Origin of the sequence: Sinomonas gamaensis (genome assembly GCF_005876955.1) — a bacterium.
Classification (GTDB): domain Bacteria; phylum Actinomycetota; class Actinomycetes; order Actinomycetales; family Micrococcaceae; genus Sinomonas; species Sinomonas gamaensis.
This window is the reverse complement of record NZ_SSCL01000006.1, coordinates 17,576-30,807: the sequence shown is the minus strand read 5'-3', so window position 1 is coordinate 30,807 and position 13,232 is coordinate 17,576. Positions and strand designations below refer to the sequence as shown.

The following is a 13,232-nucleotide window of genomic DNA, read 5'->3' as shown; positions in this document are numbered from 1 at the left end:
CCGGTAAAGTAGATGCCTGCTGGTGGTGTGTCCGAGCGGCCGAAGGTGCATCACTCGAAATGATGTTTGGTGTAAAAGCCAACGGGGGTTCAAATCCCTCCACCACCGCCCAGCATGAAGGCCCCGAGATCCCACGGATCTCGGGGCCTTCGTCGTCCCATGAAGCGCCCGGTGGGTCAGGACCGGTAATGCTCGGCGAGCCTCGCGAGTCCCTCATCGAGCGACACCTCCGGAGTCCAGTCCAGGAGTTTGCGGGTCTCGCGCTGGTCGAACCAATGGGCGGTGGAGAGCTGCTCGGCGAGGAACCTCGTCATCGGCGGTTCCTCCTTCCGCCCGGCCCAGGTCCAGAGCTTCTCCACCACCGTGCCCGCCGCGCGCGCCACTCCGCCCGGAACAGCCCAGGACGGCGCGGGGACGCCCCCGGCAGCGCAGATGCCCGCGAGCAGCTCGCCAATCGGGCGGGGCTCGCCGTTGGTCACGACCAGAGCCTTGCCATGGATGTGTTCCATACGGTGCAGGGCGGCGACGATGGCGGAGGCGGCGTTGTCCACGTAGGTGGTATCGATCAGGGCTGCACCCGTGTCGAGCAGGGGCAGGCGCCTCCGCTTGGCGCGCTGCAGGACCCGTTCCACCAGTTGGGTGTCGCCGGGACCCCAGACAATATGGGGACGTACCGCCGCGACCCGGAATCCGGGATCGTCCTCGGCCAGAGCGAGCAACTCAGCCTCCGCTTTGGTGCGGGAGTAGTCGCCGTGCGCGCGCTGGGGGGCTGCCGGCTCCGCGCCCAGCCCTGCGATGGCGGCCCCCGAGTTGGCGGCGGACGGGGAGGAGACAAACACGAAGTCCCGCACCCCGGCGTCCCGGGCGACGCGGAGCAGACGGCGTGTCCCTTCGACATTCACCTCGTAGAACTCGGCGGCACGGCCTGTGAAGGAGACCTTCGCAGCCAAGTGGATGACGCCTTCTGCTCCCTGCACTGCCGCCCGGAGGGCATCCTCGTCGGTAACCGACCCGCGGACGTCCGTAGCGCCGTCAACTCCTGACGGGCGGCGCTGGAAAGTGGTCACCTCGTGACCCTGGCGGACCAGAAGCCTGGCGACCGCCCGGCCCAGCAGCCCGCTCGCGCCCGTGACGAGCACTTTCATGGCTTTCCCCGACGGCCGCCAGCAAGGACCCGTTCGGCCCAACATGCCAGACGCGTCCTGTCGATCTTGGCGTTGTGGCGGATGTCCGTGGGCTGGGCAGGGACGACGAGCACGGCTGAGACCTTCACCCCGGCTTCTTGAGCCGCCTTGCGGACGCGCGCCGCGAGCTCGGGAGCAGCCGGGCCCGGCGTCCGCGCCGGGGGCACAGTCTCGACGACGGCGACAACGGCTTGCGTCCCCGCTGGCCCCACGCCCACTATCGCGGCGAGCCGGACGTCGTCCACACGTTCGATGGCTTGTTCAGCGCCCACGGGCGTCACGACTCCACCGGGCGCCGTGACCACATGGGCAAGGCGCCCCTCTACCCAAAGCCGGCCGGCCGCGTCGAAGTGCCCGACGTCCCCGGTGCGATGCCATCCGGGCAGATCGGCGCTCTCCCGCTGCGTCAGCCAGAGCCTGTCGTAGGCTTCCTTGACGTGCGGGGCGCTGACCAGGATCTCCCCGGTCATGCCGGCCTCCGTGACGGGATCGGACCCGGGTGCGGTGCCGTCCGGCGCCAAGGGGATGACGGCGACGTGAGCCCCGTGCACCGGCCACCCCACGCACACGCCGTTGCCGGCTCCTTCCACGGTGCCCGCAGCGGCTGCTGCCTCGGCCGCCTGGATCTGCTCGAGGCTGATGTCAGTAACGGGCAGCGCCTCGGTCATCCCGTAAGGGGTGTGCAGGGAGGCCCGCGGCAGCAGGCGCTGCACCTCCACCAGAAGGGGTTCTGGGACGGGCGCCCCTGCAGAGAGCAGTAGCTGTACCCGTTCTAAGGCTTGATGCCCTGCCTCCTCGATGCCGCCCAGAGTGGCGACGACGTTGCGCAGCGCCGCAGGCGAGGCGAAGACCACGGTCGCGTCGATCGCCGCCGCGGCGTCCGCGAGCGCGCGGGCCGTCAAGGTCCGGGGCGCGGTGACGTCCATGGCCGGCGTCACCGAGACCGCCCCGAGCGCGGGTCCCAGCAGGGCGAACGGGGCGAAGCCAGCGACCAGACGGGCGCCGGGACGGATCCCGAAGGTCTTGGCCACGGTTTCGCGCATCGCGGCCAGTCGCTCATGGGTATACAGCACGCCTTTTGCGGGACCGGTGGAACCGGAGGTGAACAGGACGGCGGCGGCGGCAGTCGGCTCGACGTCCGGCATCCGCCCTGAATCGCGTCCAGTCCCGGACTTCGCCAGAGCTGCGAGGGAGGTTTCAACGCCAAGGACCCGGCGAGAAGCTTGCGGGAGGTCCCCGACGCTGATCCGCCGCCCCGGCCAGCCGAACACCCGGGCCGCAGCCAGCGCCTTCTCGATTCCTATGATGAAATCAGCCGTTGCCCCCTTGACGGCGCGGCTCAAGCCTCGGGTTCCTAGCCCGGCGTCCGCCACGACGACCACCGCGCCGAGCCGGAGGCAGGCATAGAGGGCGACGGTCAGGTCCACTCCGGGCGGAACCATGAGACTCACGCGCGTGCCTTTGCCAACCCCAAGGTCCCGCAGTCCCGCGGCCAGGTCCAGAATGCTCCGTTCCAGCTGCCGCCAGCTGAGCGAGCGGGCGGGGGCGCCGTCAGGCGCCATTTCCGTGACGGCCGTTTCTCCGCCGGAAGGCCCTGCCGCCTGCTCGGCGAGCAGGGACCAAAGCGGCCGGAATTCCCCGGAATCGGTCGGATTGCCCGCCCGGGGCCCGTCAGGACCGGTGTGCGCGGCGAGCCACTGGAAGATCGGCTCTGCGATGTCTCGGTCCTCTGCCAGGAGATGTCCTGCGCCTTCGAAGCGGTGTACGTCCGCCTGCGGAAGCCGGCCGATGAGGTCCTTGAGATACCGATCCGAAAAGATGGGGTCGCGGGGACCCCACAGCATCAGCGCCGGCACCGCCAATCCGCGCAATCCTTCGGCGACGCCCTCGAGTGCCGGGAAGCTCGGATCGGACGCGTCCACCGGAATATCGGCAACAAAATTCCCCACGCCGTCCCGACGGCGTGCCCCGCGGTACGGGGCCATGTAGGCGCGTCGGATGTCGGCAGGCAGTGGAGGCCTCGCCAAGGCGAGGGTTACCCGCACGAAGGCGTCCGACGTCGTCGTACCCCAGCCATGCACGGCGGGATGCAGCGCGAGCTGCAGTGCAGGCGGGATCTTCGAACCGGAAGGCTGGTGGACGGCGGTGTTGGTCAGCACCACCCCGGCGAGGAGCTGCGGGTGCGCCAGGGCCCAGCCGAGGCTGATCGCCCCGCCCCAGTCGTGCCCCACGGTGAAGACCGGACCCTCGAGGCCCAGGGCGTCGGTCAAGTCGCCGAGGTCATTGATCCGGTCCGCTAGACGCCGAAACGTGCCGGTCCGCTCGGAGTAGCCCATGTCCAGTTGGTCCATCGCGACGACGCGCCACGGATGCGCAGGGTCGGATCCGGCAGCCACCAGCGAGCGCCACAGATAGGACCAGGTGGGGTTGCCGTGGACGCACAGGAGGGTCCCGCGCGGAGTCAGGCCACGGCGGGAGAGTTGGGCGGCGTTGTCCAGCACATGCCAGCGGCGCGCCCTTCCGGGGGCGTCGACCGCCGATGTGGATTTGACGAGGATTGTCCGAGACCATTCAGCATCGAGCCCCGGCCAGGTGGTGGCTACCAAACGATTTCCACCATGCCCGTGTTCAGACCGGAGCCAACGCCCATGCAGAGGACCCGGTCCCCAGAGGTGAGCGACTGCGCCTCGGCCGCCAGCGTCATGGGGAGCGAGGCGGGCCCCACGTTGCCCCAATAGGGGAACGTGATGGGCACCCTGGTCGGATCGAGATCAATGGCCTTGATGATCGCCTGGGTGTGGGCGTTGCTGACCTGATGCGTCACGTACCGGTCCATGGTGGCCCAATCCCACTCCGGCTGGGCTTCGTGCCAGGCAGCGACCACGAGTTGAAGGCCGCCGTCGAGCAGGCCCTTCGCATCGGTGGCCATGCCGTCGATGCCTCCCACACACAATTCGTGGTGCTCCGTGCCGGCACGCATCACGCCCCCGATAAGCCGGTGCCCTCCAGGGTGTGCGTCCGCGGGTCCCAGAACTGCGGCCGCGGCACCGGATCCGAGGGTGAGCGTCGCGAATTCGCGGGCAAAGTCTTCACGCGTGGTCTCGGGCCGCTGGAGTCGGGCCAGCGTGGCTTCCTGCGTGGCCTGAGCGTCCTCGCCGTTGACGATCACGGCGTACTTGATCTGCCCGGAGTCGATCATGGTCGCAGCCATGATCAAGCCGTTGACGAAGCCGAGGCAGGCGTTGGCGAGATCGAAGTTCATGGCCGACGACGTAAGCCCCAGCCTGTGGTGGATCTTCACCGCTACGGACGGTTCGAGGTTGCGCCGCGTGACCGAGGTGTTGATCAGCAGGCCGATGTCGGCCGCTTCGACGCCGGCCTCGGCCATCGCCTTCGCGCCAGCCTCGACTGCGGCATCATCGAACGAGGTCCCCACGTCCCACCAGCGGCGGTGCGTGATGCCGGCGACTCGCTCAAGCAGACGGGGCGGGAACTTGAGCCGTTTGAGCGTGGAGGCCAACCTCTGATCGAAGTCCCTGGAACTCACGATCCTCGGAGCCTCGACACTGCTCACCGATAGCAGCGCGGTGTTGGTGTGCCGGAAGGTCGCGTTCCCTGCCAAGTGGAGCCCCTGTTCGTCGCCGTGCCGCATTCCTGCGGAGACTTTACCCAGATAACCGGCTCTGGCACTCACGGGGCGTCAGCTGGCCTCTGCCCCTTCCGGGACCTCCCGTTACTGCCGGTGGTGGTCCATCAGAATTCGGGCCATGCGCCGGGCCCTCTGGGCGGCCCGCGTATCGCCTTCGGCATCCGCGACGATCGCGCCCTTGACGAGAATGTGGATAGACCATGCGAACTCGTCTGGCTCTGCGAGTCCCGCAGACTCTGCGAGGTCAGCCACCTGACGTCGTGTCTGTTCCAGATAGCCGATGCTCGCCTTGCCCAGCGGGTGTCCGGGGCCCATCTCCATCATGACGTGAAGGAAGGAGCTGACTTGGACGGCTCCTTGGCGGAACCAGTCGTCGAAGACATCGAAGATGGTGAGGACCGCTCCCCCATCGTGGTTGCCGTATCGGCCCACTGCCCGGTCGATGGCAGCGCTCCGTTCCTCGAACCAGAGCTGGAGGTAGGCCAGCACCACATCATCCTTGCTGGGGAAGTGCTTGTAGAAGGTGGCCTTCGCCACTCCGGACGTCTGGATCAGCTCATCGACTCCGACGTTTCGGATACCGCGCCGCGCAAACAGATCGTAGGCAGCCGCGAGAATCCTTACTACTTTTGAGTAGACAGAACGCCCTGTCCTCCGGGAGGCACTCAGGCCGAACGCCCCAGCCACGCCGGCTCGATGACTCGGCGCTTCACGCTGGATGCTTCAACCCAGAATTCACGGGCTCCTCTGTAGTAGGCGATGGTCCACAGCACCTGCACCAAGACGAAATGCTCGGTCCAGGCCTTCGCGAAGCCCTTCTCGGTGCGCTCGGGGCGGCCGTCGTCGAAGGTCAGCCGCACCCATACGGGCAACGCCTTGTGCGCCTGAGTGATCGGCTCGCGATCAATCTCCTCCGGTGGCACCACAATCGGATCCGGCTCCGCTTCGCCCTGCTGGTTCAGTCCGCTCACACGAGGAGGATGGCAGCACACACCGACACGGGAAAGACCTCGCGAAGGCCCGGCTGCTAGAAGCCGCTGGCGGTGTGGGGCGGGACCCGTTCCCGATCGGGGCGGAACCCATGCTCAACGCCCCAGAGGATGGCTTTTGACCGGTTCGCCGTCCCGATACGCCGGTAGCAGCTGCGAATGTACGTCTTCACCGAATTCGGGGAGAGCCGTGTGCGTTCCGCGATCTCCATGTTGTTCAGGCCTTGAGTGATCAAGGCCAGGATTTCGGCCTCCCGCTGAGTAAGGCCCTCTTCCCTGCCCGGCCAGTCGCCTCCGACGACCGTCGCCGACCCCCTCCGCTCAGGATCTCGCCACTCTCGGCCGCTGTGCACTGCCTGCAGCGCCTCGACCAACTCGTGGGCGGGCAGCGATTTCGAGAGGCAAGCACTGGCGCCGTTCGCGATGGCTGCCGCTTGCAGCTGAGGATCGAGATTCCAGGAGTAGACCACCACCTTCCCGGCCAGCGGATTCAGCGACAGCCTGTGCACGGCCTCCCGGTCACCCTGAGTTGCAGCGAAGGTGTCGTAAAGGGTGATGTCGACCGGGTCTCCGACAGAAGAATTCAGGTCGAGTTCCACGATCTCCACTTGGTCCTGATAAGAGCGGAGCATGGCGGCAATCCCCCGCACGACGACCTCATAGTCGTTCACGAGAGCAATCCGCATAGCTCGATACTCCCATCACGCCGGGACACGGGATACACCCATAGGGGTGAATACGGACGCCTTGCCGGCGATTAGGGTCCATGGTGTCGGCTCGGATCGTACTTGGCGGATTCGGCCAGCAGACGGGCCGGCGAGACCAGAAGAGCGAGGCGCCATGGGCTGGAACGCAGGCGACGTCAGCAGAGAGACCGACGATCTAGGCAGCGCGACCGTGCCCGAGCTGATCATGCGGCTGGCCGAGGTCGAGGACCGCATGCGGCAGGTCAGAGGTGAGTCTGGGAGCGGCGGAGCGGCGTTGGCTCGACATGAGCGGGCGATTGTCTCCGAGCTCCACAGGCGCAGGCTGAAATGGCACGGCTCGTCTGGTTCCCCGCATAACTGAGAGTTGCCACCCCACAACTGCAGGAAGGATGCTCTTCTCATGGCGGGGTTCGATGTTTTCGTGAAGGCGTCAGGCGTGGCACAGCCACTGTGCCTGGCCCAGGTGAGTGCAGAGACTGCAAGGGAGGGCATCGAAATGGCCAGCGAAGTCATCAACAGCTACAGCGAAGACAATCCTGAAGTCGCCCTGGACTGGGCCGAACTCCGGGGGCCCTCGAACGGATCGGTGTTCGCCGCATGGCGGCTCGGCGAGAGGACTTCTGGAGCATAGCCACCCGCCGCGGAGGAACTTCGGCCTCCGCCCCTGCCGCTTTCGCGGGGCATGCCGCACGATGGACGCATGGGGACTTTCAACATCTTCGTGAAAGAGCACGGCGAACCGGACGAGACCTGCGAGGAAATCTTCGAGGCCGCCGACTGGGAAGCCGCCGAGCAGCGGACCGCGCAGTGGGTCAGCGAGCGCAGGCACGCGAATCCGGCATTCGAATGGGCCGAACTTCGCTCCGCGGAGAACGGCGAGCGCAGAACAGCCCACTGGGGACCGGAACACAAGTAGCCGGTCATGGCCGCAGATCCACACGGCGGGCTCATTGGGCTCGGTGCGCGGGTGCACCTTTTCGTGGCGCCCGAGCATCGCGCTGCCTTCACCGAGCTCTTCCAGGACGTCCTTGGGTGCGAGACGGTCGAGCGCGACTTCGGGCTGCAGTTTCCAATTCTGCTGGTGAAGTTCCCCGACGGGAGTGCCTTCAGCGTGGAATTCTCGGATCTGGCCCCTACCGGGCCGAGCGGCGGGCTCACTGATGCTACGGCTTTCCGCGGAGCCTGGATCGAGTTCCGCACGGCCGACGTGTCCGGGCTCCAGCAGCGGCTGCGCGAGGCGCGCGTCCCCGAATTCACTCACCCTGGCAGCCCGCACGCGTATTTCTCGGCGCCGGGAGGCCAGATCTTCCGGCTCTTGGACGTGGGTTATCAAGGACCGTAAGGCTCGAAGAAATTTCCTTCAATCCCCAAGCAAACTCACAGAACCCCTCCCCAATCTCGCCATTCTGGCGGACAATGAGGGGCAGCACCAGATCTCGAGCAGCGAGGATCTCTGCGCACCAGAGCAAAAGGTCCCAATAGTCCGGCTAGGGACAGAACAGGCGGCAATCCATGCGCCCCCGCGCCAAGCTTCCCACCCGAGTAACAGTCCGAGGCCATTCGACACTCTCGCCGTTGCGCCTCTCAGATGACCATGAGTCGTACCCGCCTCCCGCTGACCAGCAGGAGCCCACGTCCTTGCGGATGCGTCAGCGCCTCCTGGGGGACCTCAGAGAGGCAGGACTCAGCGACCGGGAGGCCCGCGCCGAGGCGGCCCGCCTCCTGGCCGGTGACGTCTGGAGCGGCTAGCCCAGCACACCCCCACGACCGCCAGACCGCAGACCACCGCCGTCGACCGCTCACGCCCCCAAGCGAGCGGTCGACGGCGGCTGTCGCATTGCGTCTCGCACGGCACCTTCCGGACTCCCATGGAGGGCGCGGGCCAGGCGCTGCCGGCGCGCGCCCGTGCCGTCCCGCAGGATCGAGGCGACGGTGTCCTCCACCGATGTGAGTTCGCCCGCTTCCTCGAGTACGGGACCCACGAAGGAAAGAAGGCCCGCCAACGCGTCGCCCGCTGGACGCGGGGTGCGGGTGGTCGGGTCGACGAGTTCGCCTTCCACCCCAAACCTGCTCGCCTGCCACGTCCACAGCCGCAGCAGCTCGGCGGGGACGTCGTCGGGCGCTAGACCGGCCTGCCATTGGCGGGCCGCAGTCTCGACCAGTGCCCTGGTGAGCACCGCGAGCATGGCGGCGTGTGCGGGGTCCTGGCAGACGTCGGCGATGCGTACCTCGACCGTTGGATGGGCGTCGGAGAGGCGCGCGTCGAAGTAGATCATGCCGGCGTCGAGCAGAACACCTGACGTGAGCATCGCCGCGACCCTCTCGCGGTAGACCTCAGCGTGGCCGAAGACGGGGCTTGGCCCCGAGGTCGGCCAGCGGCTCCAAGCCTGATAGCGGTAGCTGCTGAAGCCCGTGTCCCGCCCGCCCCAGAACGGCGAATTGGCGCTCAGCGCCAGGAGCATGGGAAGCCAAGCCCGGATCCTGTCGAGCACGGCGACGCCTTCGTCGGGCCCGGCGACGGCAACGTGAATGTGGAACCCGCAGGTGAGCTGCTGCTCGAGCGTCACGGCGAAGCGCTCGGCCATGCGTCCGTAGCGGACGCTCTCCGTCAGGTGGGGGCGGACCGGCACCGGCGACGTTGCCAGCGGCACAGCGCGGACCCCCACCGCGAGGGCGGCTTCGTCCAGCCGTCGGCGGCCCAGGCGGATCGCGGCTTCGACGTCCTCGTGGCGGACCAAGGGTGGCCCCACGAGTTCGATCTGCTCCTGCTTCACCTCTGCCACGAGGCGCGGCTCGCCCGACCGAAAGCCGGTGCGCGAGGCCGTCGCGGAATTCCACGCCATCAGTACCTGCTCGCCCGCCGCTGCGGGAGTTCCGGACGCGGAATCGAAAAGCAGGAGTTCTTCTTCGACTCCCACGCTCCTCAAATTGGCCATGGCGGAAGGTCCTTTCGCCCGGGTCGCTGGTGCGGGGCGACCGGTATTACGCGGTTACCCGCTTGCCGTCTCTCGAACCACCCGGGCGCGTTCAGTTCTTAGTCATCAGCCCAATGCGATAGGCGGCGGCGACCAGCTGGCCTCGGTCCCTCGAATTCAGCTTGATCATCGCCCGATTGATATGCGTCTTCACGGTGAGCGGCGAAATGAAGAAAGCGGCGGCAATCGCCTCATTGTCCATCCCCTCCGCGGCGGCAATGACGATGTCCCGTTCCCGAGCCGTGAGGGCTGCCGCCAAGGCCGAGTCTTGGGCGGTCGGAACGGCCCTCGACTTCGTGAGCAGGTGACGGAGCACCGCCTTCTGTGCGGTCTGGGACAAGGCCACCTCGCCGAGCGAAGCCTTGCGCACCGCGTCGATGATCTCATCTGGCCCAGCACTCTTGCTCAGGAAGCCGTCCGCCCCCGCGTGGAGGGCTTCGAGCACGTCCGGATCCTCGTCGAACGTCGTCAGGACAATGATCCTCGTGCTCTCCAGCTCTGGCTGGGCGCGAATGAGCCGCACCCCCGTGGGGCCGTCGGTCCCGGGCATCCGGAGGTCCATGAGGATGACATCGGGCCGAACCTGCTGAGCCACCACCAGGGCTTCCCTGCCGTTGCCGGCTTCGGGACCGACGCGAAACCCCGCGGATTCCAGAATGGCGCGAAGGCCCACGCGGATGGCGGGCTGGTCGTCGACCAGGAGGACGGTGATCATCTCCCCGCCTGTTCCGTCGGCGCGGCCACCGCCAAGGGCAGGGCCGCGCGCAGCACAAAGGTCTGCCCATGCTTCTCGGCTTCGAAGGAGCCCCCGGCCGCGGCAGTGCGCTCCCGCATGCCGATCAGTCCGAATCCGCCGCTGTCGCGGCCGCTGCCGCCATCGGCCACAGCATTGTCGATGTCGATTCTGAGCTGGTCGCCGCTCCTATACACGTGCAGAGTCGCCGCACCGGTTCCATAGCGATGAGCATTTGTCAGGCCTTCTTGGACAATCCGATAGAGCGCCGCGTCAGACGCCGCGCCGAGCGGCTGCTGGAGGTCGATATCCGCGTCGAGTTCCATTCCCAGCCCCCGGAACGAATCGATGAGCGCAGGAACTGAGACTGCGTTGGTGGGGGTGCGCGCGGGCTCGTCGTCCGTGCAACGGAGGACCGTAAGAATGTCCTGCATCTCTGTCAGGACATTGCCGCAGGCATTCCGGATTTCGGTGAGGGAGGTTTGAACGGCGGAGGTGGGCGCGGGAAGAATCCGTTCCAATGCGCCGGCGTGCACATTAATGACGGCCACATTATGGGCGACGGCGTCATGAAGGTCCCGCGCGATGCGCAGCCTTTCTTCTGCCACTCGATGCATGATGTCGCTTTCGCGGGCGTCAAGGGCGGCTTGAGCACTCTTGTTGAGGGCGGAAATGTAATTCTGGTGGCTGCGTAGGGATAGGCCAATTCCGAGGACGGCGGCCGTCCACAGCGGCGAGATCAAGGCTGTGGGCTCGAGGGGACCCACATTGAGGACGGCCATCGTGAAGATGTACTGCGGGAGGCAGACAACGACGCCGAGGACGAGCGATGCCCTCCTCGACCGCCGCAGCGGCACGGAGAAAAGGCAGATTTGGACGAGGGTCCACACAGTGAGGTTGTAGCCCCTGTCGAGGGCGATCGCCGAGCCCGCGACGGCGGCGACGGTGGTCGCAGTCATGGGGAACTTGCGCCGCAACCCCACGCACACCGCGGCAACCGCCAACCTTGCAAGTCCGAAGGCCGAAAAGCCCAGGGTCAGCTCGCGATACAGCTCAATGATCACCATCAGGGCGGCGACCCCATCGAGTGCCAGCTCCCACGTCCTCGTGGCCAAGGCTCCGGGCAGGTCAGGATGGGCTCTCGGGGCAGGGCGCACCAGTCGAAGGTGATGTGACATAGGCGTCATCGCCTCCTCCTGATCGGTGCTGCGGGCCACCGGAAATTCCCCGAGCTGCCAGCCCTCTTCGAGGTTATTCCACGAATTCACGTGCTGTCTGCCAAGACCGTGAATCTACTGCAACTGCAGTATTCGGCCTACTGCATCCGCGGATCACGAGTCACTCTGCTGGCCGGATGTGCGCTTGAAACGGACGCGGGACTCTTGTCGTCATGCAGATCACCACCGACGACTTTGGCCGGATCGACATCACCGACGTCCCGCTCCCCGATGATGTGAGGGACCCCAGCGCCACCTATACGTACTCCGGAAAGGTGTGCGTCCTCTACCGCAAAGACGAGGACCCTTTCGGAGAGGATTGGTATCACGTGGCGGTGGTCGATGACGACGGCGCCAACTTCCGCACGATCTTCTCCGGCCGCATCCCCCAGCATGCGAAGGCCAACGGCATCCGGCACATGCCGTTTGCCGACAACCGGCGCCTGCTCCTGGGCGACTACGTGCTGGAATGCACCCCGGATCTGGATAGCTGCACCGAAGCCGGGCTCGTCCCCGTCGAGTACCCGTGGGGGCTCGAGGAAGACCCTCTGACCTCGCACCACTGGTCCGAGATCATCATCTCGCCCGACAACGAGCACATCTCGTGGACGACTCTGCGGAACGACTTCGGCGCCATCGTGGGCCTCGGCAGGCTGAGCCGCGCCGAGGACCGCTACACGATCGAAGACCCCAGCATCATCAGCACCGTCGATGCGCTCATCCCAGACCCTGAACGAGACGGATATTTCCTCCCGCAGCCGGTCAGGGGCGGCGAGGTCAAGCAGTTCGTCCGCGGCGGCACGGCAATCTCAGCGGTCGGCGGCACCGACGGCTTCCTGCCGGATTCCGTCGTCCAGGATCTGGCGTCGGAAGAGCTGGTCCGCATTACCAGGACGCCCGGCTACGACGAGACGACGATCTTCTCCCCTGACGAGCGCCTCGGGCTCGTCATGACCTCGCGCGCCTCAAAGCGCACCAACCCGGCGATCCTGGGGCTCGTCCCGCGACCCCACGCGATTCTTGCGGGGATGGACTTGGCGTGGGCCGTCTACACGTACACCGTCAGCGGCGTCCGCAGCTTCCGCGAAGGCAACGTGGGCCCCGTGCTCATCGACATCGAGAAGTCCATGAGCGAGCCAGGGTACGAGGGCATCCCGCTCAACAACCCGGATGAGTCCTGGGTCTACTGCTCGCCGATGTCGTGGCACCCCTCCGGCCGGAAGACCATGTGGCTCGAGGTGCTGCGCGGCAGCGAGCAGCCCGGGACTTACCGAGAGATGCGGGTCCGCGTCGCCCACCTGCTCGACCACGAACCGTCCGCACCGGTGTCCACCCGGCCAACGCCGTCGTCCGCTCCCTACAGCATCAGCGGAGCGTCCGCGGAGCAAGCTCTGAGGAAGGCCTCCGAACCGCTTTTCAGAGGACGGATCGCCGGACAGCACTCGGGGCACATCGAATTCGAACGTCAATCGGGTGACCTTTCCGTCGGCCGTGCAGCCTCCTCGAAAATCACGTACGTCGATTACAGCGACGACGGTCGAACGTTCTACGCGGGCTTTGAACAAACGCGCAGCTCCTTCATCAGCGACACCGTCTATCAGGCCGACCTCGAACTCACGGGCGAACACCCGGGCGAAATGCGCCTTCGCGCCACGTGGTCCGGCAGGCAGGACGGAACCCGCCTGCTCTTCGACCGCGATACGGACGGCCAGCCGAAGAGCCACGGCTTCGCACGCTACGGCGGAGTCCAGCTCAATATCGAAGACCTCGTCGAATAA

Annotated in this window: 14 protein-coding genes and 1 tRNA gene; 6 read left to right on the top strand and 9 right to left on the bottom strand. The window is 66.6% G+C overall.

What is annotated here, in order from left to right; genetic code table 11:
• Nucleotides 1-21: 21 nt before the first annotated feature.
• Nucleotides 22-108, top strand: a tRNA-Ser gene (locus tag E5679_RS09835).
• Nucleotides 109-176: 68 nt separating this feature from the next.
• Here the strand turns inward: E5679_RS09835 and E5679_RS09830 are convergent.
• The 6 genes from E5679_RS09830 to E5679_RS09805 all read right to left on the bottom strand — a co-directional run bounded on the left by E5679_RS09830 (nucleotide 177) and on the right by E5679_RS09805 (nucleotide 6,430).
• Nucleotides 177-1,145: an NAD-dependent epimerase/dehydratase family protein gene (locus E5679_RS09830; RefSeq protein ID WP_138415303.1), complete on the bottom strand. Its 969-nt coding sequence runs from the start codon at nucleotides 1,143-1,145 to the stop codon at nucleotides 177-179.
• Nucleotides 1,142-3,790, bottom strand: a complete 2,649-nt coding sequence (locus E5679_RS09825; RefSeq protein WP_138415302.1) for an alpha/beta fold hydrolase — start codon at nucleotides 3,788-3,790, stop codon at nucleotides 1,142-1,144. The genes E5679_RS09830 and E5679_RS09825 overlap by 4 nt, the downstream gene beginning before the upstream one ends.
• A complete protein-coding gene (locus tag E5679_RS09820; protein ID WP_138415301.1) occupies nucleotides 3,784-4,836 on the bottom strand; it encodes a 3-oxoacyl-ACP synthase III in 1,053 nt (350 codons plus the stop codon). The genes E5679_RS09825 and E5679_RS09820 overlap by 7 nt, the downstream gene beginning before the upstream one ends.
• 81 nt (nucleotides 4,837-4,917) lie before the next feature.
• On the bottom strand, nucleotides 4,918-5,412 hold the full coding sequence (locus E5679_RS09815) for a TetR/AcrR family transcriptional regulator (protein WP_249336075.1): 495 nt from the start codon (nucleotides 5,410-5,412) through the stop codon (nucleotides 4,918-4,920).
• A gap of 86 nt (nucleotides 5,413-5,498) precedes the next feature.
• Nucleotides 5,499-5,804 (bottom strand): hypothetical protein, encoded by a 306-nt coding sequence (locus E5679_RS09810; protein ID WP_138415299.1) that lies wholly within the window; start codon nucleotides 5,802-5,804, stop codon nucleotides 5,499-5,501.
• 56 nt (nucleotides 5,805-5,860) lie between these two features.
• Nucleotides 5,861-6,430 carry a response regulator transcription factor gene (locus E5679_RS09805; protein ID WP_249336052.1) on the bottom strand — a complete coding sequence of 190 codons (570 nt, stop codon included), beginning with the start codon at nucleotides 6,428-6,430 and terminating at the stop codon, nucleotides 5,861-5,863.
• Nucleotides 6,431-6,965: 535 nt separating this feature from the next.
• Here E5679_RS09805 and E5679_RS09800 point away from each other — a divergent pair.
• The 4 genes from E5679_RS09800 to E5679_RS20815 all read left to right on the top strand — a co-directional run bounded on the left by E5679_RS09800 (nucleotide 6,966) and on the right by E5679_RS20815 (nucleotide 8,278).
• On the top strand, nucleotides 6,966-7,160 hold the full coding sequence (locus tag E5679_RS09800) for a hypothetical protein (protein ID WP_138415293.1): 195 nt from the start codon (nucleotides 6,966-6,968) through the stop codon (nucleotides 7,158-7,160).
• Between the two features lie 69 nt (nucleotides 7,161-7,229).
• Nucleotides 7,230-7,445, top strand: a complete 216-nt coding sequence (locus tag E5679_RS09795; RefSeq protein WP_138415290.1) for a hypothetical protein — start codon at nucleotides 7,230-7,232, stop codon at nucleotides 7,443-7,445.
• Nucleotides 7,446-7,451: 6 nt separating this feature from the next.
• A complete protein-coding gene (locus E5679_RS09790) occupies nucleotides 7,452-7,871 on the top strand; it encodes a hypothetical protein (RefSeq protein WP_138415288.1) in 420 nt (139 codons plus the stop codon).
• 170 nt (nucleotides 7,872-8,041) lie between these two features.
• Nucleotides 8,042-8,278, top strand: coding sequence for a hypothetical protein (locus E5679_RS20815; RefSeq protein ID WP_171042321.1), 237 nt, complete (start codon nucleotides 8,042-8,044; stop codon nucleotides 8,276-8,278).
• A 50-nt stretch (nucleotides 8,279-8,328) separates the two neighbouring features.
• On the opposite strand, the gene E5679_RS09785 is transcribed toward E5679_RS20815, so the two are convergent.
• The 3 genes from E5679_RS09785 to E5679_RS09775 all read right to left on the bottom strand — a co-directional run bounded on the left by E5679_RS09785 (nucleotide 8,329) and on the right by E5679_RS09775 (nucleotide 11,505).
• Entirely contained in the window at nucleotides 8,329-9,465 is a 1,137-nt protein-coding gene (locus tag E5679_RS09785) for a carboxylate-amine ligase (protein WP_212746921.1), read from the bottom strand.
• A gap of 91 nt (nucleotides 9,466-9,556) precedes the next feature.
• Nucleotides 9,557-10,219 (bottom strand): response regulator, encoded by a 663-nt coding sequence (locus E5679_RS09780; RefSeq protein ID WP_138415286.1) that lies wholly within the window; start codon nucleotides 10,217-10,219, stop codon nucleotides 9,557-9,559.
• Complete coding sequence (locus E5679_RS09775) at nucleotides 10,216-11,505, bottom strand: sensor histidine kinase (RefSeq protein WP_138415284.1); 1,290 nt, start codon at nucleotides 11,503-11,505, stop codon at nucleotides 10,216-10,218. The genes E5679_RS09780 and E5679_RS09775 overlap by 4 nt, the downstream gene beginning before the upstream one ends.
• A gap of 122 nt (nucleotides 11,506-11,627) precedes the next feature.
• Between E5679_RS09775 and E5679_RS09770 the strand changes: the two genes are divergently transcribed.
• A complete protein-coding gene (locus E5679_RS09770; protein ID WP_138415282.1) occupies nucleotides 11,628-13,232 on the top strand; it encodes a hypothetical protein in 1,605 nt (534 codons plus the stop codon).